Genomic DNA, 20,592 nt, shown 5'->3' on the forward strand with positions numbered 1-20,592 from the left:
GTTACAACGCGCCGTTCCAATCGGCACGCTTGAAGCGCTTCAGTTTCATGAACATTTTGCCGTAACGGGGCAGCATGCCTTCATTACAGTAGTGCCGGAAAGGCAGCGTCGCGACCGCGACGCCATGCTCTTCGGACAATCGATCCATAACCGACTGTCTGTCGACTTCGAAAGCGCCCGGTTAGCAGCTAGGCAAACGATTTCCGAAATTCGATGCCGATTGCTATCGTGGAGGTTATGAGCCTCCAGCACCGGATCGAGCTGCATGAAATCTATTATCGATCAAGAAGGATAGACTCCCATCCTTCTCGCCATCCCGAGTCCGCGCTACATTTTGGATAGCTCGACGCGTAAGCACGGCGGCGATGCGGCGGTCATCTGTGACGCAGCGCCGACCGACCGTTCGCCGTGGTCGCTATCGATCCCCCGCAACCGGCGCAAAAAGGCGATCGGGACGTCGCGGCGTTAAACGCTGTGAAGGCATTGCCGCGCTAGAAAGGCCGTGCCGCCAACAGGATAGCGTGGAGCAGACACAGTGGCGACGTCCCCTTCGATCCGTCTGTCTGCGGGCGCGTTCGCGCTCAGCCTGCTGCTTTCGGCGGCGCTGGCCTATAACGCCAGCCACACTTTGTCGTTCGCCTTCCCGCTCGCGCCCGCGGCGATGGCGACGCTGGTGCTGCGGATCCAGCTCGTCCGTGCGGTCGGCCTGGGCTTTGCCGTGGTGCTGATGGGGCTGGTCGTCTTTGCGGCGTCGCGCGACGCACGCAACGCGCTGGCGCTGCGCTGGCTGCTCGGCCTCGTCACCAGCATGGCCTTTCTGCGCGGCGCGGGGCTGATTCACCCGATGGCGCAGCACGATACGCTCGTCATCGCCGCGTCGGCGTTGCAACTGGGCCTGGAGGCGCTGGCGATCCTGCTGCTGTACAGCGCGGATGCGGGCGACTGGTTCGAGCTGCGCCGCTGACCGGCCGGATCGAAGTGGATCGCGTGGCTGGGCCCCGGGTCCGCTCTGGTGGCGTTACGCCGCTATCGACGTGACGACGATCAAACCGGCGGCGGCACCAGCCCGATCAGCTTCATTGCCACCGCCTGCGCCACCATCGTCCCCAGCCAGAACAGGCTGTCCGCCGCGATCCGGCGCGCCGCCGCGCCGTGATAGCGCTGCGTCACCGCCACCACCGGCAGCACGAAGCCCGCCCAGATCACCACTGCGCTCCCCACCGCCATGATCCAGGGGGCGGCCTTGGGCGGGGCGAGGATCAGCGCGCCCGCCAGGATCGAGGCGAACCAGAACAGGCCGAGTGCCGCGACCACGATCGCGCTCGTCGCGACCCGCCCGCGGCCCACCGCGACGTGATAGGCGGCGCCGAGCATCAACCCGATGGCCGTTGCGACGAGGATCGGCACGAGGTTGATCAGAATGTAGATCATGCCGGGAAACGCCCCTTGAGCATCGCCCACGCCGCGCGCAGGCCGAGCGCCTCGCCGCCCTTGGGCCGGCCGGGCTTGGCCGACGGGCGCCAGGCGAAGGTGTCGAAATGCGCCCAGGGCGTGCCCTCGGGGACGAAGCGGCGCAGGAACAGCGCCGCGGTCACCGATCCGGCGAAGCCGCCGTCGGGGGCGTTGACGAGATCGGCGATGTCGGAGGCGAGCATCTCGTCATAGCCGTCCCACAGCGGCAACCGCCACAAGGGATCGCCGACCGCCTTGCCGGCCGCGAGCAATGCCGCCGCCAGCGCATCGTCATTGGCGAAGGTCGCGGGCAGATCGGGCCCGAGCGCGACACGCGCCGCGCCGGTGAGCGTCGCGAAATCGAGGATCAGCGTCGGGTTTTCCTCGACAGCCCGCGTCAGCGCGTCGCCGAGCACGAGCCGGCCTTCGGCATCGGTATTGGTGTTCTCGACGGTGAGGCCCTTGCGCGTCTTCAGCACGTCGCCGGGGCGGAAGGCGTTGCCCGAAATGCTGTTCTCGACCGCCGGGATCAGCAGGTGCAGCCGCACCGGCAACCGCGCCGCCATCACCAGCCCGGCGAGCGCGAGCGCGTGCGCCGCGCCGCCCATGTCCTTCTTCATCAGCCGCATTCCCGACGACGGCTTGATGTCGAGCCCGCCCGAATCGAAGCACACGCCCTTGCCGACGATCGCGATGCGCGGATGCGCGGGGTTGCCCCATGCGAGCTCGATCAGCCGCGGCTCGCGCCCGCGCCCGGCGGCCTGGCCGACCGCGTGGATCATCGGATAGCCCTTTTCGAGCGCGTCGCCCTTCGTCACCGACAGCGTTGCGCCGTGCGTCTGGGCGAGCTGCTGGGCTTCGGCTTCGAGCTCGGCCGGGCCGAGATCGGCGGCGGCGGTGTTGACGAGATCGCGCACCTTGGCGGTCGCCTTCGCGATTCGCACGGTTTCCTCGATCCGCGCGGGTTCGCCGGTGAGCAGCACGCGCGCGCCGACCGCAGTCTCCTCGCTGCGATAACGATCGAACTTGTGCTGCGCGAGGCACCAGCCGAGCATCGCCGCGCCGGGCTCGCCCTCGGCGAGGCGATAGGTACCCTCGGGCAGTTGCTCGCCGAGCGAGGCGATCCGCCACGGCGAGTCGAGGCTTTCGTTGCAGACCAGCAGCATCGCCCAATCCTCGGGCTTCTCGCCCGGCAGCACGGCGCGGTTGCCCGCCTTGCCGGTCAGCCGGTGCACCGCGACCGTCGTGCGGATGCGCGGCGGCTGCGCCCCGAGCCAGGCGTCCCACGCGTCGGGATGGACGACGTGGATCAGGCGCGCGGGCTGGCCGCGGTCGGGTTGGAGCAGCGTGCTGAAATCGGTCATGGCTGGGTGGGGGTCACGAGCAATTGCTCGAGCTTTCCGTTGGCGCCGGGTTCGGCATAGGTGCTGATCGACAGCGTCGTCGTGGGATAGGTCGCGCGGTAAGTGCGGTTGACGAAGCCGCCGCGCAACCGCGCCTTGCCGGTCTGGACGAACGCGGTCGGCGCACCGAGCGGGGCGAGGCTATTGCGGTAGTCGGCGAGCGTCGTCGCGGTGAAGTAGAAATTGGCGTCGTCGGTCAGCTGGCTGCGGTCGAGCGTGCCGGCGCGCAGCTGGTCGAACGCGGTGCGGACGCACGCCAGTACCGCCGCATCGGCGGGATCGGCCGGGGCGGTGCCAAGCACGATGCCGGCGAGCTTCTGCGCGATCGTCTGCGAGGCGTCGCTCGACCAGCTGTTGATGAGGACGGCGACCGCGGCCTTCTGCTCGGGATAGACGATGTTTTCGGACAGGAAGCCGACCGCCTCGCCGCTATGCTCGACGAAGCGGCGGCCGTTGGCGGTGCCGGTCGAGACGCCGAGGCCGTAGCCGTTGGTCGTGCCGTCGGCGAGCTTGACCGGGGTTTCCTGCGTTGCCCAGTCCTGCGGCGCGAGGACCGTGCGGTCGAGCCGTGCGACGTCCCAGGTCGCGAGCGCGCGTGCGCTCATCGCGAGTTCGCCCGCGGCATAGAGCCAGCCGTGCGCGGCGGGGGTGACCGGGCGCACCGGGCCGAGCGCGGCGCGGCCATAGCCTTGCGGGAAGCCGGGGCCGACCGCGAGATCCTGATCGTAGACGGTCATGCCGAGCGGCTTGAAGATCCGCGCCTTGAGAAAATCGAGCAACGGTTGCCCCGACACCTTTTCGACGATCATCCCCGCGACGACATAGCCGGTGTTCGAATATTGCCACTGCGTGCCCGGCTTGAAGTCGAGCGGCTTCTTCGCCCAGCGATCGACGATCTGCTGCGGCGTAACCGGGGTCGCCATCGCCTTGAAGCTATAATCCTGCGGCCAGTAATCCTGCAGCCCGGCGGTGTGGCTGAGGAGCTGGCGGATCGTGATCGTGTCGCCGCCGGTGATGCCGGGGACGTATTTCGAGACGTGATCGTCGAGGCTGAGCTTGCCGTCGCGCTGCAGCAGCAGGATCGCGGCGGCGGTGAACTGCTTCGAGACCGAGGCGATCTGGTACGGCGCGTCGTCGCGCGTCGCGCCGGTCTCGGCCTGTTTGCCGTACGCCTTGGTATAGACGATCCGCCCGCCGCGCACGATCGCGACCGAGGCCGAGGGGACGCCCGATTTGGCGAGCGCGTCGGTGACGGTGGTATCGACCGCCTGCGTCTCGGCCGGGGTGAGCGATTGCGCCAGCGCCGGCGCGGCGGTGGCGAGCAGGACGGCGGCGAGGCCGAGGCGGGAAAGGGTCACGGGCGGTCCATCTTGGTCGAAACGAGCGCCGGTATGTCACTGCAGGGTCGCAAAAGGAAAGCGGAAAGCCGTTCGTGCTTACCGCGCCGTATCGCCGAACGGGTGGCGGGCGACGCGCGCGACGGGTTCTACCTTGGAATCGGCGGCGAAATCATCGGGGGCGATGAAGCCGCGCCCGTCCCACGGGATCGCGATGCCGATCCGCTTGTAGCATTCGGCGAGATATTCGGAGCAGAAATATTCGTCGGTCGGCGTCGCCATGCGCGGTACCCGCACGCCGAACGCGCCGAGAAAGATGCGGAAGCCGATCTTGGCGATCTCGAACGCGCTGAACGGCGTGCCGAGCCGGTCGAAGGCAAACCCGTCGAGTTTGCGCAGGCCACCGCTGGCGGCGCGCGCCGCGAAATCGGCGTGGCGCGCGATCACCACCGTGCCGGCGAACGGCTTTCGATGCCGCGCGTCGCCGCCCGACAGGAAGCGGCTGAGCGGCACGACGCGCACACCGATCTTGGCGACCGCCTCGACCACCATCACGCGGTCGAGATCGTCGAGCCGGACGACCATCGCGATATGGCTCCACGGGCTGCTCGTCGCCCATTGAATGACGCGCGAGAAGGGCGGGGTGCCAGAGCAGAGCGCGAGATCGCCGGTCTGCACCAGGCGGCGGATCTCGGCATAGGATCGTTCGGGCAGCGCGGTGAGCGCACTCGACGGGACCGTCACGCTCGCCGCCTCAGCGCGTCGGGACGCCGTACAAATCGTGCTCATCGGCATCCTCGATCTGGACGGGGACCACGTCGCCCTGTTTGAGGTGGCCGGCGTCGCGCAGGAACACCTCGCCGTCGATCTCGGGCGCATCGGCCTTCGAGCGGCCGGTCGCACCGCCCTCGTCATCGACCGCATCGATGATCACGTCGAGCGTGCGGCCGACCTTGGCCTGGAGCTTGTCGGCCGAGATCCGCGCGGTGAGTTCCATCAGGCGGGCGTAGCGCTCTTCCTTGATCTCTTCGGGCACGTGGTTGGGGAGGTCGTTGGCGGCGGCGCCCTCGACCGGCTCGAAGCGGAACGCGCCGACGCGGTCGAGCTGCGCTTCCTCGAGCCAGTCCATCAGATAGGCGAAATCGTCCTCGGTCTCGCCGGGGAAGCCGACGACGAAGGTCGAGCGGATCGCGATGTCGGGCGCGATCGTGCGCCACTGCTTGATGCGCTCGAGCACCTTGGTCTCGTTCGCCGGGCGCTTCATCAGTTTCAGCACGTTACGGCTGGCGTGCTGGAACGGGATGTCGAGATAGGGGAGGATCAGCCCCTCGGCCATCAGCGGGATGACCTGATCGACGTGCGGGTAGGGGTAGACATAGTGCAGGCGCACCCAGGCGCCCAATTTGCCGAGTTCGCGCGACAGATCGGTCATGTGGGCGCGGACTTCCTCGCCGTGCCACATCCGCGGCTGGTGGCGGATATCGACGCCGTAGGCCGAGGTGTCCTGGCTGATGACGAGCAGTTCGCGCGTGCCGGCTTCGATCAGCTTCTCGGCTTCGCGCAGGATCGCGTCGGGGCGGCGGCTGACGAGGTCGCCGCGCAGGCTCGGGATGATGCAGAAGCTGCAGCGGTGGTTGCAGCCTTCGCTGATCTTCAGATAGCTGTAGTGGCGCGGGGTGAGCTTCAGCCCGCTGTCGGGAACGAGGTTGAGAAACGCGCTCGGCGGCATCGGCGCCGCGTCGTGGACCGCGCCGACGACTTCCTCATATTGATGCGCGCCGGTGACGGCGAGGATGCCGGGGAATTTGGCGCGGATCATCTCCGCTTCCTTGCCCATGCAGCCGGTGACGATGACGCGGCCGTTCTCGGCGATCGCCTCGCCGATCGCTTCGAGCGATTCTTCCTTCGCCGAATCGAGGAAGCCGCAGGTGTTGACCAGCACGACGTCCGCCCCGGCGTAATCGGGCGACATGGCATAGCCATCGGAGCGCAGCTTGGTCAGGATCCGCTCGCTATCGACCAGATTCTTGGGACAGCCGAGCGAGACCATGCCGATCTTCGGCGGGGAGGGGAGTGTTGTTGCCATGGGAGGGGCGGCACATAGGCGTGTTTGGCGCAATTTTCCAGCGGTAGCGGCGCAAGTCTCACCCTGCGTTCATCGAGCGCCGCCGTTTCTTCGCTTTGCCGATCCCGCGATCGCACTTATCGATGCGCCTGCATGGCACATCATAGACCTTGGCTGGCGTTGCTGCTCCTCGCGGGATGCACGCCCGAGCGACCGCCGCCGCCGCCGCCGCACCTCGTCTTCGCCGGGCTGCCGGTGAGCGGCAGCGTGACGGACGCGCGCCGCGCCGGTTTCACCGACTGCGTCCAGCCGGATTGGGGAAGCCTGCGCTGCCGCCGCCACGGCGTGATGGTCTTGGGCGCGGGGCCGTATGAAGCGGCGGTCGATCTAGTCGGCGGCGATGGTGGCGGCGGGTTCGACCAGGTGACGGTGTGGCAGCCGCAGGATCAATATGCCGTCTACAAGATCACCGATGTGCTCGACCGGCAGGGCTGGAAAAATTGCAGCACCGGCGATGGCGAGCGTGGCGACCAGATCATCTACACCCACACCGCAATGCCGGTCCGGGTCTCGATGGATCTGAGCTATTGGGGCAAGCGTCGGCTGCGACTAATTCCCGATTGGAACAAGAAGGAAAGGCGCTGTTGACCGATCTTGCCCCGGGAACGCCGCGTTCGGGCGCGACGCGTTATGCCTTGGTGCCACACCCGGACCGGCCGGCAAACGCGGTCGAGGCGGTCGGTGTGGATGTCGTGCGCGATGGCGACGCGGTCGTGCTGACCTTCACCGTCGCGGGCTACGAGCATGTCGTGCTGCCCGATTGGGTCGCCTCCACCCGCGCCGACGATCTGTGGAAGACGACCTGCTGCGAGCTGTTCCTCGCCGCGCCCGATGCCGCGGGATATTTCGAGTTCAACTACGCGCCATCGACACAGTGGGCGGCGTATCGCTTCGAATCGTATCGCGCGGGGCAGCAGAATCTGTCGCTCTCGGCCGATCCGCATGTCGATCGCGGCGACGACAATTCGGCCTATCTGGTCGAGGTCGACCAATCGCTCGCCGATCTTCCTGGCGGTCCGCTGCAGATGGGCCTGTCGGCGGTGGTCGAGGAAACCGACGGCACCAAATCCTATTGGGCGCTCGCCCATGCGGACGGCCCGCCCGATTTCCACAACCGGGATTGCTTTATCGCGACCCTCCCGGCACCTGAGCACCCATGAACTTCGGTATCGATCGCCTCCTCGCCGACCCCGCGCTGCGTGCCCCGCTCGAGGGCAAGCGCGTCGCCTTGCTCGCGCATCCCGCCTCGGTCACCGCCGACCTGACGCATTCGGTCGATGCGCTGATCGCGGCGGGGCTCAACGTCACCGCGATGTTCGGCCCGCAGCACGGCGTGCGCGGCGACCTGCAGGACAACATGGAGGAGTCGCCCGACTTCACCGATCCGACCTACGGGATGCCGGTGTTCAGCCTGTACGGCGAAGTGCGCAAACCCACCGGGCAGTCGATGGGCACGTTCGACGTCATGCTCGTCGACCTGCAGGACCTCGGCACGCGAATCTACACCTTCATCACCACGCTGCGCTACGTGCTCGAGGCCGCAGCCGAGCACGGCAAGACGGTGTGGGTGCTCGATCGCCCCAACCCGATCGGCCGGCCGATCGAGGGGCTGACGCTGCTGCCGGGTTGGGAGAGCTTCGTGGGCGCCGGGCCGATGCCGATGCGCCACGGGTTGACGATGGGCGAGCTCGGCCACTGGTTCATCGACCTGCTCAAGCTCGATGTCGACTATCGCGTCATCGCGATGGAGGGCTGGCAGCCTGACGCGGCGCCGGGCTTCGGCTGGCCGACCGACCGCGTATGGATCAACCCCAGCCCCAACGCGCCCAATGTGATGATGGCGCGCGCCTATCCCGGCACGGTGATGCTCGAGGGCACGACGCTGTCCGAAGGCCGCGGCACGACGCGCCCGCTCGAGCTGTTCGGCGCCCCCGACGTGGACGCGCGCGCTGTCGTGGCGGAAATGCGCCGGCTCGCGCCCGACTGGCTCCACGGCTGTACGCTGCGCGACATCTGGTTCGAACCGACATTCCACAAGCATGTCAAGGCGTTGTGCAGCGGCGTTCATATCCATGCGGAGGGCCGGTCGTACGATCACGCCGGCTTCCGCCCGTGGCGCATCCAGGCGCTGGCGTTCAAGGCGATCCGCGAGCGCTATGCCGAGTACGACCTGTGGCGCGACTTCCCGTACGAATATGCCTTTGGAAAATTGCCGATCGACGTGATCAACGGCGGGCCGGGGCTGCGGGAATGGGTCGATGATTCGGCGGCGACCCCGCACGATCTCGAGTCACTGACGCGCGCCGACGAAACCGCCTGGGCCGAGTCGCGCGCGCGATTCCTGCTCTACTGAGCGTTGGGATGAAAGCGACACTCGTTTCGTCGCGCATGCGCAACGACTCGAAGCGCGCACGGGATTCGAAGGTGGCGGTTTATCGTTCGGTAATTCATGGGGAATACCATCGATTGCTGGCCCGGGGGGGTCGTATCGTGTGCCGGAGAAACGTCGTGGAATCCGATCGTCACTTCTACATGCGCCGTGTCGTCGCCGAACGCCTTGCCGCCGCCCGCGCCGTGACCGAGGAGGGCCGCCAGCGCCGCCTCGTCCTCGTCGAGACCTATCTGCAGAAGCTCCAGGCGATGCCGGCCTAAGCCGGCCTCACCGCTTCCGCGTCAGTTCGCGCATCGCCTCGTCGAGCCCGGCGAGCGTCAGCGGGTACATCCGCTCGGTCATCAGTTCGCGGATGATGCGCAGGCTCTGCGAATAGCCCCATTGCTGCTCGGGGATCGGGTTGAGCCAGACTGCCGCCGGATAGGTGTTTGTCAGCCGGTGTAGCCACACCGCGCCCGATTCCTCGTTGAAATGCTCGACCGAGCCGCCGGGATGCGTGATCTCGTACGGGCTCATCGACGCATCCCCGACGAACACCAATTTATAATCGTGGCCGAATTTGTGGAGCACGTCCCACATCGGCGTGCGCTCGGCGAAGCGGCGCGTATTGTCCTTCCACACGCCTTCGTACGGGCAATTGTGGAAATAGAAGAATTCGAGATTCTTGAACTCGGTCGTCGCCGCCGAGAACAATTCCTCGCAAAGCTTGACCCACGGGTCCATCGATCCCCCGACGTCGAGGAACAGCAGCAGCTTGACCGCATTGCGCCGCTCGGCGCGCATCACGACGTCGAGCCAGCCCTGCCGCGCGGTGCCGCTGATCGTCGCGTCGACGTCGAGCTCGTCGGCAGCGCCTTCGCGTGCGAACTTGCGCAGGCGGCGGAGCGCGATCTTGATGTTGCGGGTGCCGAGCTCCTTGGTGTTGTCGAGATTCCTGAACTCGCGCTGGTCCCACACCTTCAGCGCGCGCTTGTGCGTCGATTCGCCGCCGATGCGGACGCCCTCGGGATTGTAGCCGCTATTGCCGTACGGGCTGGTGCCGCCGGTACCGATCCACTTGCTGCCGCCCTGATGGCGCTCGTGCTGCTCGTCGAGCCGCTTCTTGAGCGTCTCCATGATCTCGTCCCACGAGCCGAGCGATTCGATCTTCGCCATTTCCTCAGGCGTCAGATATTTCTCGGCGACGGCCTTCAGCCAGTCGGCCGGAATGTCGGCGCTGGTCTGGCCGAAGGTGGTGGCGATGCCCTTGAACACCTTGGCGAAGACCTGGTCGAACTTGTCGAGCAGGCCCTCGTCCTTCACGTACACGGCGCGCGAAAGGTAATAGAAATCCTCGGGCGTGCGGTCGATCACCTCGGCGTCGAGCGCCTCGAGCAGGAGCAGATGCTCCTTGAGACTGGCCGGAATGCCCGCGGCGCGGAGCTCGTCGAGAAAGTTCAGGAACATGGGCGTATGCTAGGGCTGGCGCTCGTACAGTGTCCAGTGGGTTCCGGACAGGCCTCTCGCCCTGGCTGCCGCAATCGCACGATAGCGCATGCCGCAGCGCACGGGATCGGCCGGGAACGTCTCGCCCTTGAAGCGATCGACGAACAGGAAGCGCGCGGGTTGGCAGCCGGTCTCGACGATCGTGAGCGGGTAGTGGAGATGCGCCGCCGCGACACGCAGCATCGCAAGACCGCTCTCTCGGTCGAGCAGCACCACCGCACCGGACTGCGCGCGATCGTGTAGTGCGACGATCACCTGACCTGGATCGCCGCGCTGATTCCGGATCAGGTCGATATCCTGCCACAGACTGCCACATACGATCGCGACCAACACGACCAGCGCGACGCCGCGCTGTGTGCCGCGATCCGCGATCATCGTGCCGGTCGCTTCGGCGAGCAGCAGCAGGAGCGCCAGTGAGGCAACGAGATAGTAACGCGGATAGCCGGGATTTCCGGCGTGGAGGATCGCGAGCGTGATCGGAAACGCGGCGACCGCAAGCGCATAGAGGGGGGCATGCCGAACGCCGATACGCCGCGCTAGCACGACGAGGATCAGCGCCGCGGGTATCAGCCAAAGCGACACGAGCGGCCAGCCGATCGTATAGCCGAGCATCTCGACGATTGCGTGGAGGAACAGCAGGATTTCGAACGGTTTGTAGCTGCCGAACTGAAAGCCCGTCGGGCTCGCCCAGGCCGCGCCGAAGATCACCGCCAGCACGGCGCCGAGCGAGATCAGCGCGGGTAGGAACAGTGCAAGCGTGCGCTGCGCAGCGGCGATCACACCGTGCCGCGCGGATAGCGTGAAGAACATCCAACCGATCACCGCGATGCACCCGAACAGCATCGTCAGCTGCGACAGCGCACCCAGCGCGAAGCACAAGGCCAGCCGAATCCGCGTCCGCCCGCCGCGTTCGTCGATCAGCCAGCGCTCGACCAGCAGGATCGCCACGAGCAAGGCGAGCGACATGCCGGCATAGCCGCGCGCTTCCGATCCCATCGTCACGACCATCGGCGAGACCGCGAAGAGCAGCGCTGCGATCAGCGCGATGCGGTGGTCGCGCGCGCGAAAGATCTCAGCCGCAACCGCGATGGCGGTTGTTCCCGCGAGGATCGAGAGCGCGCGCTGCAGCAGCGGCGGCGCGTCGTAGCCGACGAACTGCAGCCATAGCGAATTGAGGTGGTGATTGTTGTCGTGGTTGATGTTGAGGAAGACGCCGAGCGGGGTTCCTGCCTGATGCGCGAGCTCGGCCGACCAGGCTTCGTCGAGCCACAGGCCCCCCGTCGCGGCGGCGATCCGCAGCGCCAGGCCGAGCAGGACGATCGCGGTGAGGAAAAGAGAGAAACGTCGCTGAACCAAAGCCTGCCCCCCGATTGCGCGGGTCTAGCGAAGCGGTCTTGCGCGATGGTTAACGCATTACCGGACGTACGAATCGATCAGCGCGCCGACATAGTCGGGATCGCGCCCGGTCAGTTCGGGCGCGGGCTGGGCGCGGCTGCCATTGTCGAGCGTGCTGCCATAGACGAAGCCGTAGGTCGGGTAGATCGTGCTGCCGAGCCCATCCATGTCGCGATACCACACTTTGACCGCGCTCCAGTCGCCTCTTGCGGAAACGTCGGTGAGCGTGACGTCCTGCTCGGCATGGCCGCGTTCGCCATTCTGGCGCGACCAATTGGCATGCGTCACCATCACGACATGGGGATCGACGACGCGGCTGATTACCGCGACATGGCCGAGCGGCAGGCGCGACGTGCGTTCGAACACGATCACCGCGCCCGGGCGGGGGATGTCGCCGCGCTGATAGCGCCCGGCGGCTTGCGTCCACCACGTCCAGGCGTCGCCATAGATCGCGATGCCCGACGCCGCGCGCGCGAACGGCACGCATTGGCCGACATAGTTGAGCAACGAGGTCTTGGCGCCCGCCGGCATGCTGATCGGCAGCAGCGCGGCCAAGAGGCACATGGGAAAGGTAATCCGCATACAGGCATCCGATACCGGGTGCCCCCCAAAGACCGCGTAACGGGAAAGGGTTTAAGACAAGGTTACCATTCCGCGATTCGCACGCCGCGGATCAAGCACTTAGCCCTTGTTCTGCTGTCGCTTGGCCATGAAGGCGAGGCGTTCGAACAGCATCACATCCTGCTCGTTCTTGAGCAGCGCGCCGTGCAGCGGCGGGATCGCCTTGGTCGGATCGCGGTTCTGCAGCACGTCGAGCGGCATGTCCTCGTGGAGCAGCAGCTTGAGCCAGTCGAGCAGCTCGCTCGTGCTCGGCTTCTTCTTCAGGCCGGGTACGTCGCGCACGTCGTAGAAGATGTCCATCGCGCGGTTGACGAGGATCTTCTGGATGCCGGGGAAGTGGACCTCGACGATCGCCTGCATCGTCGCGCGGTCGGGGAATTTGATGTAGTGGAAAAAGCAGCGGCGCAGGAACGCGTCGGGCAGTTCCTTCTCGTTGTTGCTGGTGATGATGACGATCGGGCGCTCGACCGCGCGGACCGTCTCCTTGGTTTCATAGACATGGAATTCCATGCGATCGAGTTCCTGCAACAGGTCGTTGGGGAATTCGATGTCGGCCTTGTCGATCTCATCGATCAGCAGGACGGGAGGCGTGTCGCGGGTAAAGGCTTCCCACAATTTGCCGCGGCGGATGTAGTTGGCGATGTCGTGGACGCGCTCGTCGCCGAGCTGGCCGTCGCGCAGCCGCGCCACCGCGTCATATTCGTACAGGCCCTGCTGCGCCTTGGTGGTCGATTTGATGTTCCACTCGATCAGCTCGGCGCCGAGCGCCTTGGCGATCTCATAGGCCAGCACGGTCTTGCCGGTGCCAGGCTCGCCCTTGACCAGCAGTGGGCGGCGCAGCGTTACGGCGGCGTTGACCGCGACCTTGAGGTCGTCGGTTGCGACATAGCCCTGTGTGCCCTCGAAACGTTTCATCGCCGCAACCCCGTTTCATTTGAATACCGGGTACGGCGATAGAGGGAAACGGGCGGGCAGCGCAAGCCGCGGCTAGAGCCGGTCGCGCGCGATCGCCCGTGACTCGATCAAATCGCACAGGCCACGATGCTGCGCGAAGGTCTGTTGCGCGCCGAACGCCATCGCGCGGTGCACGCCGGGGCTTGCGCCCGGGGCGGCGGCGATCGCCGCGGCCTCGGCGAGCGTCGGCAGCTGTGTCGGCGTGACGGTCGTGCCGGCGCGGTGCGCCGCCGCATCGAGGATCGTGCGGAAGGCATGCCAGTCGATCACCAGCGCGAGCGCGGCGCCGGTCGAGCAGCCCGCCCGGTCCGATCGCGCAAGCATGTCGAAGGTATGGCGCTGCGCGGCAAAGGCGGCATCGCTCTCGGCTTGGCCCGGAGTCGACGGCAGCGGCCCGACCGCGGCGGTGAGATGCGCGAGATAGGCACGCTCGATCTGGAATGCGTCGCCTGCAGCCGTCATCCAGCGCTGATCGAGCGCGTCGACGCTGCGCTGCGCGGCTTCGTCGAACAGGGCGTTGAGCCGGCCATGGACCGAGCACAAGGCGTGGACGGTATCGGCAAGGTCGCGACCGGCGACGCCGGGGGCCGTCAGCCGGTGGAACAGCGAATGGCCGGCAACGCCGTCCGCGACCGCCAAGCCCGCGATCGAGCCCGCATTCTCCGCCTTCGTGGTTTGAGTCGATGCGCTCGCCATGTGTTCCGTACTGTCCCTCTTGTCCCGCGCCATGCGTGGAGCGGGTGTGTCCGATCCGAGGAGTGGACCCGAGGGATATACCGAACGACGTAAAGAGCTGGTGTAGAGGCGGTTAAGGGTACTTAAACCAGATCAGCAACTTAACATCGAGGAAGGATGATCGCCGTCGCGCCCCCGCCGACGCTGCCGCGGTCGGTTGAGGCGAGTCCGATCCGGACCGGGAGCAGCGTGCCAGACGCGGTCACCAGGTCGCTGTCGAGCCCGGCGGCGGAGCGATCGCGCAACACTCCGGTCAACGCGGCATCGAGCGCGGCGCGTGCCTGGTCGGTGGCGAGGGCGGTCAACGGGCGCTGCCGCAACGCCAGCGGGTCGATGTCGATCATCGCGGCGAGCGTCGCGTTCGGCTGATCGATCCGGCCGTTCGGATCGAGCGTGATCCGCGCACCGCCGGCGGCGCGCAACGCCGCGATGCTGGCCGCGCCGACCGTCCGATCGGCGCACGCGTCGGGCTCGCGCGCGGCGTCCTGTGCGATCACCGCGACGCCGCGGCCGGCGGGCTCGATCGTCAGCAGCAAGATCCGCGCGGTCCGCGCCGCCGACGCGATTTCGAGCCGCTCGCCGATTCCCCGGTCGATGACGTGGCGGATCACGGCGGTCAGCCGCGCGCGAACCGTGGACGGGGCGATCGCCACGACCGGAGCGCCTGGGCGGGCAAGCGCGCCGAAATAGGCGCGGGCGGTGCGACTCGAGGCGAGGATGCCGCCCTCGGCATCGGCGAGGAGGACCAGGTCGCCAATCGCATCGAGCACCGGAGTCGCGTCGATCACCGCGGCGGCGGGGGGCGCCGCTGGATGCGCCGCGCACAGCGCATCCATCGTCTCGATCGTCGTCAGCACGAAGCGCGGTCGCCCGCGATGGAGAATGTAGAGCGGCGCCCGCGCGGCGCGTTCCTGCCAGACGCCGAAATGCCGGACGAGGTCCGACGCGGTGACGAATTGATCAGCGGGGTGGGCAGGGTGGGACGCCATTGCGCGAGCAGTACGGAAAACCGCCGCGTTCGTCACACGCTCGCTCCGGAATGGACCAATCTCGCGGCGGAATTCCGGCGGCCGCCGTTACGTAAAGTACGTAACGGCTCGCGATTGCGCCGCTCGGCGGGCTGAGCGGCGCTTTTTTCGAAACGGGCAACGGTGGCGACCTGCCACCGTTGCCGTCAGGCTTACTGGTCGAGGAACGACCGCATTTTCCGCGAACGGCTCGGGTGCTTGAGCTTGCGCAGCGCCTTCGCCTCGATCTGGCGAATACGCTCGCGCGTGACGCTGAACTGCTGGCCGACTTCCTCGAGCGTGTGATCGGTGTTCATCCCGATCCCGAAGCGCATGCGCAGCACGCGCTCCTCGCGCGGGGTGAGGCTCGCCAACACCCGCGTGACGGTTTCCTTGAGGTTCGCCTGGATCGCGGCATCGACCGGGATGATCGCGTTCTTGTCCTCGATGAAATCGCCGAGATGCGAATCTTCCTCGTCGCCGATCGGCGTCTCGAGGCTGATCGGCTCCTTGGCGATCTTCATCACCTTGCGGACCTTCTCGAGCGGCATCGACAGACGCTCGGCCATTTCCTCGGGCGTGGGCTCGCGGCCCTGCTCGTGGAGGAACTGGCGGCTGGTGCGCACCAGCTTGTTGATCGTCTCGATCATGTGGACCGGGATACGGATCGTGCGCGCCTGATCGGCGATCGAGCGCGTGATCGCCTGACGGATCCACCACGTCGCATAGGTCGAGAACTTGTACCCGCGGCGATATTCGAACTTATCGACCGCCTTCATCAGGCCGATATTGCCCTCCTGGATGAGATCCAGGAACTGCAGGCCGCGGTTGGTGTATTTCTTGGCGATCGAGATGACGAGCCGCAGGTTCGCCTCGACCATTTCCTTCTTGGCGATCCGCGCCTCGCGCTCGCCCTTCTGGACCATGTTGACGATGCGGCGGAACTCGGTGAGCGCCATGCCGGTGGCCTGGCTGATCTCCGAAATCTCGGTGCGGATACGGTCTGCGGCATCGCTCTCGTTGGTGACGAAGGCGGTCCACTTCTTATCGATCTTGGCGACTGACGACAGGAACTGCTCGTCGAGCTCGTGGCCGATATAGCGATCGAGGAAGTCCTTGCGCGGCACCTTGTGGCGCTCGGCGAGGCGCAGCATCTGGCCGCCCAGCGCGGTCAGGCGCCGGTTGAAGGCATAGAGCTGGTCGACCAGATATTCGATCTTGGCGTTGTGGAACTGGACGCTCTCGACCTCGGCCGTGAGCTCCTCGCGCAGCTTGTGATACTTCTTCTCGTCGCCGCTCGACAGCTCGCCGCCGCCCGCCATCGCGTCGAGCCGCGCCTGCTGGATCTTGGAGAACTTCTTGTAGAGCGCGGTGATGTTGGCGAAGCGTTCGAGCGCGATCGGCTTGAGCTGTTCCTCCATCTGCGCGAGGCTGAGCGTGTTGTCCTCTTCCTCGTCGTCCGAAGCACGCGGGGTGCGGCGCTCGCCATCCTCGTCCTCGTCGACCGACGGCTCTTCGGGCTCGGCCTCTTCCTTGAACGACGGGCCGGCGGTCTTCTCGCTGATCTCGCCGCTCGCATCGCTGTCGTCGTCGGTGAGCGATTCGGGCGCGGGGTCCTTCGACAGCATCGCGTCGAGATCCATGATCTCGCGCAGCTGCATCGTGCCCTCGTTGAGCGCGGTCGACCAGTCGATGATCGCGTTGAAGGTGATCGGCGATTCGCACAGACCAAGGATCATCGTGTCGCGGCCGGCCTCGATCCGCTTGGCGATGGCGATTTCGCCCTCGCGGCTGAGCAGCTCGACCGCGCCCATCTCGCGCAGGTACATCCGCACCGGATCGTCGGTGCGATCGATGACTTCCTTCTTCTTGACGTCGAGCGCGGGGCCGGCGTCTTCGCCGGGCTCGGCCGTCTCGGCGTCGTCCTCGTCGTCCTGCTTGGGGCTCTCGTCGCCTTCTTCGCCCTGCTCGTCATTCTCGACGATGTTGATGCCCATTTCGGACAAAGCGGCGCTGATGTCCTCGATCTGGTCGGACGACATCTCGCCTTGCGGCAGGGCTTCGTTGAGCTGCTCGTAGGTAATGTAGCCACGCTTCTTGGCGCGCGCGATCACCTTCTTGATCGACGCGTCGTTCAAATCGATCAGCGGTGCGTCGCTACCCTCGGTCGTTTCACCGACATCCGCCATATCCGTCTTCGCCATCAACTGCCCTCAGCAAAAGCCCTGGCATCCTCGTTCGACTGCACCAGATTGGCGAGTCGCGCGTCCAGAGCCTGTTGTTCCTTCACGAGCGACACTTGCCGCTCGAACGCCTCATCCGAATAATCGGTCTGCATCATCGCCGTCGCCTCGGCCAGAGCCGCGTCCACTTCAGGCCGCGCCACCAGGATCGCGATCGCCTCATCGAGCTCCTCGCGTGCCCTGGCGGGCTCGGCATCTCTTTGGGTGAACGAACACATGAGTTGGTCGGCCCGCAACAGATCGTGCGCGATTATATCAAATCCAGATGTCGCCAATATGGTAAGAAGGCGCTCACTATCAAGCGTCTGTTCTTCGAGCGCTGCATCTATCATCGCATCGAGCAGATGCGCGAGGCGATGATCGGTGATGTTGAGGCGGCTGAGCTCGCCGATATGGCGCCCGATTTCGGTCGGATGGCGGAGCAATCCGATCAGTACGGGCTTGGTCAGCACGCCGTCCATGCCGCGTGCGTGGATCCCCTTGGCGCCGTCGCCGACCGGGCCGGGGGCGGGCTTCCACGGCTGGTTGCCCTTGCGCCCGCCACCGCCCGCGGGGCGGGGGACATAGGGCGCGCGGGGTGGGCGGGCGTTGAGCGCGTCGGTGCGGCGGCGGAACTCGGCGATATATTCGGACTTCACGTTCGCATCGGCGATCGTGTTGGCGATTTCGGTCAGGCGCTGTTTGAGGCCGGCGCGCTGCTCGGGGGTGGCGAGCGGTTCGGCGGCGAATTCGCTTGCCCACAGCCGGTCGACCAGCGGCTCGGGGTTGGCGAGCAAGGCCTCGAGCGCACCGGGGCCCTTGGTGCGGACGAGATCGTCGGGATCGACGCCCGGCGGGAGCGTGACGAAGGCGAGGCTGCGGCCGGGCTGGAGCAGCGGCGTTGCGCGGTGCGCGGCGCGGATCGCGGCCTTCTGCCCGGCGCTGTCGCCGTCGAAGCACAGGATCGGGACTTCGGCGAGGCGCCACAGCCGCTCGAGCTGCGCTTCGGTCAGCGCGGTGCCGAGCGGGGCGACCGCCTCGCGGAAGCCCGCCTGCGCGAGCGCGATGACGTCCATATAGCCTTCGACCACCAGCACGCGGCCGGTTTTGCGCGTGGCGGGGGCGGCCTTGTCGAGATTGTAGAGCGTGCGGCCCTTGTCGAAGAGCGGAGTCTCGGGCGAGTTGAGATATTTCGGCTCGCCATCGCCGATGATCCGTCCGCCGAACGCGATCGTGCGGCCGCGGGGATCGCGGATCGGGATCATCAGGCGGCCGCGGAAGCGATCGTACGGGGTCTTTTCGTCGACTTTGATGAGCAGGCCGGCCTCGACCAGCAGCGGGTCGCCATAGTCTTTTAGCGCGCCCTTGAGGCTCCCGCGCGAATCGGGGGCGAAGCCGAGCCCGAACTCGCGCGCGGTCTCGGACTTGATCCCGCGCTTGGTGAGCACGTCGCGCGCGGTGGCGCCCGCCAGGCCGTTGAGCTGGTCGGTGAACCAGCTGGCGGCGTCGGCGCAGGCTTCGTGCAGGCCCTTGGCGGCTTCGGCCTTCTCGGCGGCTTGGCGGTCCATTGCCGGGAGTTCCATGCCGGCGTTTTGCGCGAGTTCCTTGACGGCATCCATGAAGGGCAGGCCGCGCTGGTCGGTCATCCAGCGGATCGCATCGCCATGCGCTGAGCAGCCGAAGCAATGGTAGAAGCCCTTGTCGTCGTTGACGTAGAACGACGGGGTCTTTTCATTGTGGAACGGGCAGCAGGCGCGCCATTCACGGCCGGCTTTCTGGAGCTTGGTGGTCTTGCCGACGAGGCCGGAGAGCAGCGTGCGGGCGCGGAGTTCGTCGAGGAATTGCGGGGAAAGGGTCATGCTTTCTCACTTGCCGCATCTGGCGAGGCCAGCCCAACAGTCTCCCCTCCCGCTTGCGGGAGGGGGTAGGGGGTGGGCGCGCGCTCGGTTGCAGGTGCGGCGGCGGCGATCATCTCCAGCGCACCATCCATGTTCGACGTCAGATCGTTGTTCCAGAAGCGGATCACGCGGTAGCCGGCTTTCTCAAGCGCACGAGTCCGCGCTTCGTCATAGGCAATCGCTTCCGAATGCTGGCTGCCATCAAGCTCGATGATCAGCTTCTGGGCGCGACACACGAAGTCGACCCGATACCCGGCGATCGGCATCTGCCGACTGAATTTCAGCCCGGCAAGCCGCTTGCCCTTGAGCTGACGCCACAGCAGTTCCTCATGCACCGTCGCGTTGTTGCGCAGGTCGCGCACCTCGGCTGTCGGCCTACCCAGACGATAGCGCGCGCCCACCCCTCGGTCCCCTCCCGCAAGCGGGAGGGGAGGAAGATGGGGCTCGCCCTCTTTCATTACGAAAGCGCCGCCTTCACCGCCGCGCTCGCCTTGCTCATGTCGAGCGTCGTCGCGTGGCGCGCCTTCAGCTCGGCCATCACGCGGCCCATGTCCTTCATGCCGCTCGCCCCCAGCTCACCCTTGATCGCCTCGATCGCCGCCGCAGTCGCTGCTTCGTCCATCTGCGTCGGCAGGAAGCGCTCGATCACCGCGACCTCGGCCGCTTCGCCGTCGGCGAGCTCCTGGCGCCCGCCCTTGACGAACATCTCGATCGACTCGCGGCGCTGCTTGACCATCTTCTGCAGCACTTCGACCACCAGCGCGTCGTCATCGTCGGGCGCCTTGCCATCCCTTGACTGTGGGGCGCGCGCCTCGATGTCGCGATTCTTGATCGCGCTCTGGACGAGGCGGAGCGTGGCGGTGGTCGCCTTGTCGCCGCCCTTCATCGCGGTGATGAGGGCAGCCTTGATGTCGTCGCGAATCATGATCGTTCCTTTGGTGGTCGATGATCGTAGCGGGTTTAGCGGATTGACGCATCGTCCATGCGCTTCTAGTCCCCAGCGCTTAGCGACATCGACAATTTCACGGAGTGCCCGCCGCAATGGCCGACGCCTATCCTACGACCGCGTCCAAGGCTCCTGAGGGCGCCACCGGCGTGCTGGTGCTCTCCAGCGGGGAGGTCGTATGGGGCCGTGGCTTCGGCGCGGAGGGCGCCGCGGTCGGCGAAGTGTGCTTCCACACCGCGATGACGGGCTATCAGGAGATCATGACCGACCCGAGCTTCGCCGGGCAGATGGTCACCTTCACCTTCCCGCATATCGGCAATGTCGGCGCCAATGCCGACGACGTCGAGGCCGACAATCCGCATGCGCTCGGCATGATCGTGCGCGAGGACGTGACCGGGCCGAGCAATTTCCGAAGCGTCGAGCGGCTCGATGCGTGGATGGCGAAGCACGGGCGGATCGGGCTTTCGGGCGTCGATACGCGGGCTCTCACGCGGCGGATCCGCGCGGGCGGCGCGCCCAACGCGGTGATCGCGCATGTGGCGGATGGCGTGTTCGATGTGCCGGCGTTGCTGGCGATGGCGCAGGCGTGGCCGGGGTTGGAGGGCATGGACCTGGCGATC

22 protein-coding genes are annotated in these 20,592 nt (G+C 66.6%); 6 read left to right on the plus strand and 16 right to left on the minus strand.

The genetic code is table 11. From position 1 onward, the window contains the following. Position 1: 1 nt before the first annotated feature. Positions 2 to 148: a hypothetical protein gene (locus tag RH90_RS23435; protein ID WP_157134574.1), complete on the minus strand. Its 147-nt coding sequence runs from the start codon at positions 146 to 148 to the stop codon at positions 2 to 4. Between the two features lie 387 nt (positions 149 to 535). On the opposite strand from RH90_RS23435, the gene RH90_RS11325 reads away from it, so the two are divergent. Continuing rightward, positions 536 to 964, plus strand: coding sequence for a hypothetical protein (locus RH90_RS11325; protein WP_010185770.1), 429 nt, complete (start codon positions 536 to 538; stop codon positions 962 to 964). An 80-nt stretch (positions 965 to 1,044) separates the two neighbouring features. Here the strand turns inward: RH90_RS11325 and RH90_RS11330 are convergent, their stop codons facing one another. From RH90_RS11330 to rimO, 5 genes are all read right to left on the minus strand, one after another. After that, the gene (locus RH90_RS11330; protein ID WP_010185771.1) at positions 1,045 to 1,431 is read right to left on the minus strand and encodes a hypothetical protein; all 387 of its coding nucleotides are present in this window, start codon (positions 1,429 to 1,431) and stop codon (positions 1,045 to 1,047) included. Further along, entirely contained in the window at positions 1,428 to 2,816 is a 1,389-nt protein-coding gene (locus RH90_RS11335; RefSeq protein WP_010185772.1) for a leucyl aminopeptidase family protein, read from the minus strand. Before RH90_RS11335 ends, RH90_RS11330 begins: the two co-directional genes overlap by 4 nt. Continuing rightward, entirely contained in the window at positions 2,813 to 4,213 is a 1,401-nt protein-coding gene (locus RH90_RS11340) for a serine hydrolase domain-containing protein (protein WP_010185773.1), read from the minus strand. The genes RH90_RS11335 and RH90_RS11340 overlap by 4 nt, the downstream gene beginning before the upstream one ends. 78 nt (positions 4,214 to 4,291) lie before the next feature. Further along, on the minus strand, positions 4,292 to 4,936 hold the full coding sequence (locus tag RH90_RS11345; RefSeq protein ID WP_010185774.1) for a YiiX/YebB-like N1pC/P60 family cysteine hydrolase: 645 nt from the start codon (positions 4,934 to 4,936) through the stop codon (positions 4,292 to 4,294). 10 nt (positions 4,937 to 4,946) lie between these two features. Beyond that, the gene (gene rimO / locus RH90_RS11350; RefSeq protein ID WP_010185775.1) at positions 4,947 to 6,278 is read right to left on the minus strand and encodes a 30S ribosomal protein S12 methylthiotransferase RimO; all 1,332 of its coding nucleotides are present in this window, start codon (positions 6,276 to 6,278) and stop codon (positions 4,947 to 4,949) included. Positions 6,279 to 6,410: 132 nt separating this feature from the next. On the opposite strand from rimO, the gene RH90_RS11355 reads away from it, so the two are divergent. From RH90_RS11355 to RH90_RS23440, 4 genes are all read left to right on the plus strand, one after another. Continuing rightward, entirely contained in the window at positions 6,411 to 6,905 is a 495-nt protein-coding gene (locus RH90_RS11355) for a hypothetical protein (protein WP_029625250.1), read from the plus strand. Continuing rightward, the gene (locus tag RH90_RS11360) at positions 6,902 to 7,477 is read left to right on the plus strand and encodes a DOMON-like domain-containing protein (protein ID WP_010185777.1); all 576 of its coding nucleotides are present in this window, start codon (positions 6,902 to 6,904) and stop codon (positions 7,475 to 7,477) included. The genes RH90_RS11355 and RH90_RS11360 overlap by 4 nt, the downstream gene beginning before the upstream one ends. Further along, the gene (locus RH90_RS11365) at positions 7,474 to 8,670 is read left to right on the plus strand and encodes an exo-beta-N-acetylmuramidase NamZ family protein (RefSeq protein WP_010185778.1); all 1,197 of its coding nucleotides are present in this window, start codon (positions 7,474 to 7,476) and stop codon (positions 8,668 to 8,670) included. The genes RH90_RS11360 and RH90_RS11365 overlap by 4 nt, the downstream gene beginning before the upstream one ends. Positions 8,671 to 8,825: 155 nt before the next feature. After that, positions 8,826 to 8,969, plus strand: coding sequence for a hypothetical protein (locus tag RH90_RS23440; RefSeq protein WP_157134576.1), 144 nt, complete (start codon positions 8,826 to 8,828; stop codon positions 8,967 to 8,969). Between the two features lie 7 nt (positions 8,970 to 8,976). Here RH90_RS23440 and RH90_RS11370 read toward each other — a convergent pair whose 3' ends face one another. The 10 genes from RH90_RS11370 to RH90_RS11415 form a co-directional block, all read right to left on the minus strand. Then, positions 8,977 to 10,155 carry a vWA domain-containing protein gene (locus RH90_RS11370; protein ID WP_010185779.1) on the minus strand — a complete coding sequence of 393 codons (1,179 nt, stop codon included), beginning with the start codon at positions 10,153 to 10,155 and terminating at the stop codon, positions 8,977 to 8,979. Between the two features lie 9 nt (positions 10,156 to 10,164). After that, positions 10,165 to 11,550 carry a hypothetical protein gene (locus RH90_RS11375; protein WP_010185780.1) on the minus strand — a complete coding sequence of 462 codons (1,386 nt, stop codon included), beginning with the start codon at positions 11,548 to 11,550 and terminating at the stop codon, positions 10,165 to 10,167. Between the two features lie 57 nt (positions 11,551 to 11,607). Further along, positions 11,608 to 12,153, minus strand: a complete 546-nt coding sequence (locus RH90_RS11380) for a CHAP domain-containing protein (RefSeq protein WP_010185781.1) — start codon at positions 12,151 to 12,153, stop codon at positions 11,608 to 11,610. Between the two features lie 117 nt (positions 12,154 to 12,270). Further along, complete coding sequence (locus tag RH90_RS11385; protein WP_010185782.1) at positions 12,271 to 13,125, minus strand: AAA family ATPase; 855 nt, start codon at positions 13,123 to 13,125, stop codon at positions 12,271 to 12,273. A gap of 72 nt (positions 13,126 to 13,197) precedes the next feature. After that, a complete protein-coding gene (locus RH90_RS11390; RefSeq protein WP_010185783.1) occupies positions 13,198 to 13,860 on the minus strand; it encodes a DUF6975 family protein in 663 nt (220 codons plus the stop codon). A 140-nt stretch (positions 13,861 to 14,000) separates the two neighbouring features. After that, entirely contained in the window at positions 14,001 to 14,888 is an 888-nt protein-coding gene (locus tag RH90_RS11395) for a hypothetical protein (protein WP_010185784.1), read from the minus strand. A 191-nt stretch (positions 14,889 to 15,079) separates the two neighbouring features. Beyond that, the gene (gene rpoD / locus RH90_RS11400; RefSeq protein ID WP_010185785.1) at positions 15,080 to 17,110 is read right to left on the minus strand and encodes an RNA polymerase sigma factor RpoD; all 2,031 of its coding nucleotides are present in this window, start codon (positions 17,108 to 17,110) and stop codon (positions 15,080 to 15,082) included. After that, positions 17,110 to 18,987 (minus strand): DNA primase, encoded by a 1,878-nt coding sequence (gene dnaG / locus RH90_RS11405; RefSeq protein ID WP_010185787.1) that lies wholly within the window; start codon positions 18,985 to 18,987, stop codon positions 17,110 to 17,112. The genes rpoD and dnaG overlap by 1 nt, the downstream gene beginning before the upstream one ends. Then, the gene (locus RH90_RS11410) at positions 18,984 to 19,427 is read right to left on the minus strand and encodes an endonuclease domain-containing protein (protein ID WP_010185789.1); all 444 of its coding nucleotides are present in this window, start codon (positions 19,425 to 19,427) and stop codon (positions 18,984 to 18,986) included. The genes dnaG and RH90_RS11410 overlap by 4 nt, the downstream gene beginning before the upstream one ends. A gap of 56 nt (positions 19,428 to 19,483) precedes the next feature. After that, positions 19,484 to 19,951: a GatB/YqeY domain-containing protein gene (locus RH90_RS11415; RefSeq protein ID WP_010185790.1), complete on the minus strand. Its 468-nt coding sequence runs from the start codon at positions 19,949 to 19,951 to the stop codon at positions 19,484 to 19,486. Between the two features lie 116 nt (positions 19,952 to 20,067). Here RH90_RS11415 and RH90_RS11420 point away from each other — a divergent pair. Continuing rightward, positions 20,068 to 20,592 (plus strand): carbamoyl-phosphate synthase domain-containing protein (locus tag RH90_RS11420; RefSeq protein WP_010185792.1); only part of this gene is annotated, 525 nt, incomplete at its 3' end.

The organism is Sphingomonas sp. PAMC 26605 (assembly GCF_000241485.1).
Classification (GTDB): Bacteria; Pseudomonadota; Alphaproteobacteria; order Sphingomonadales; family Sphingomonadaceae; genus Sphingomonas.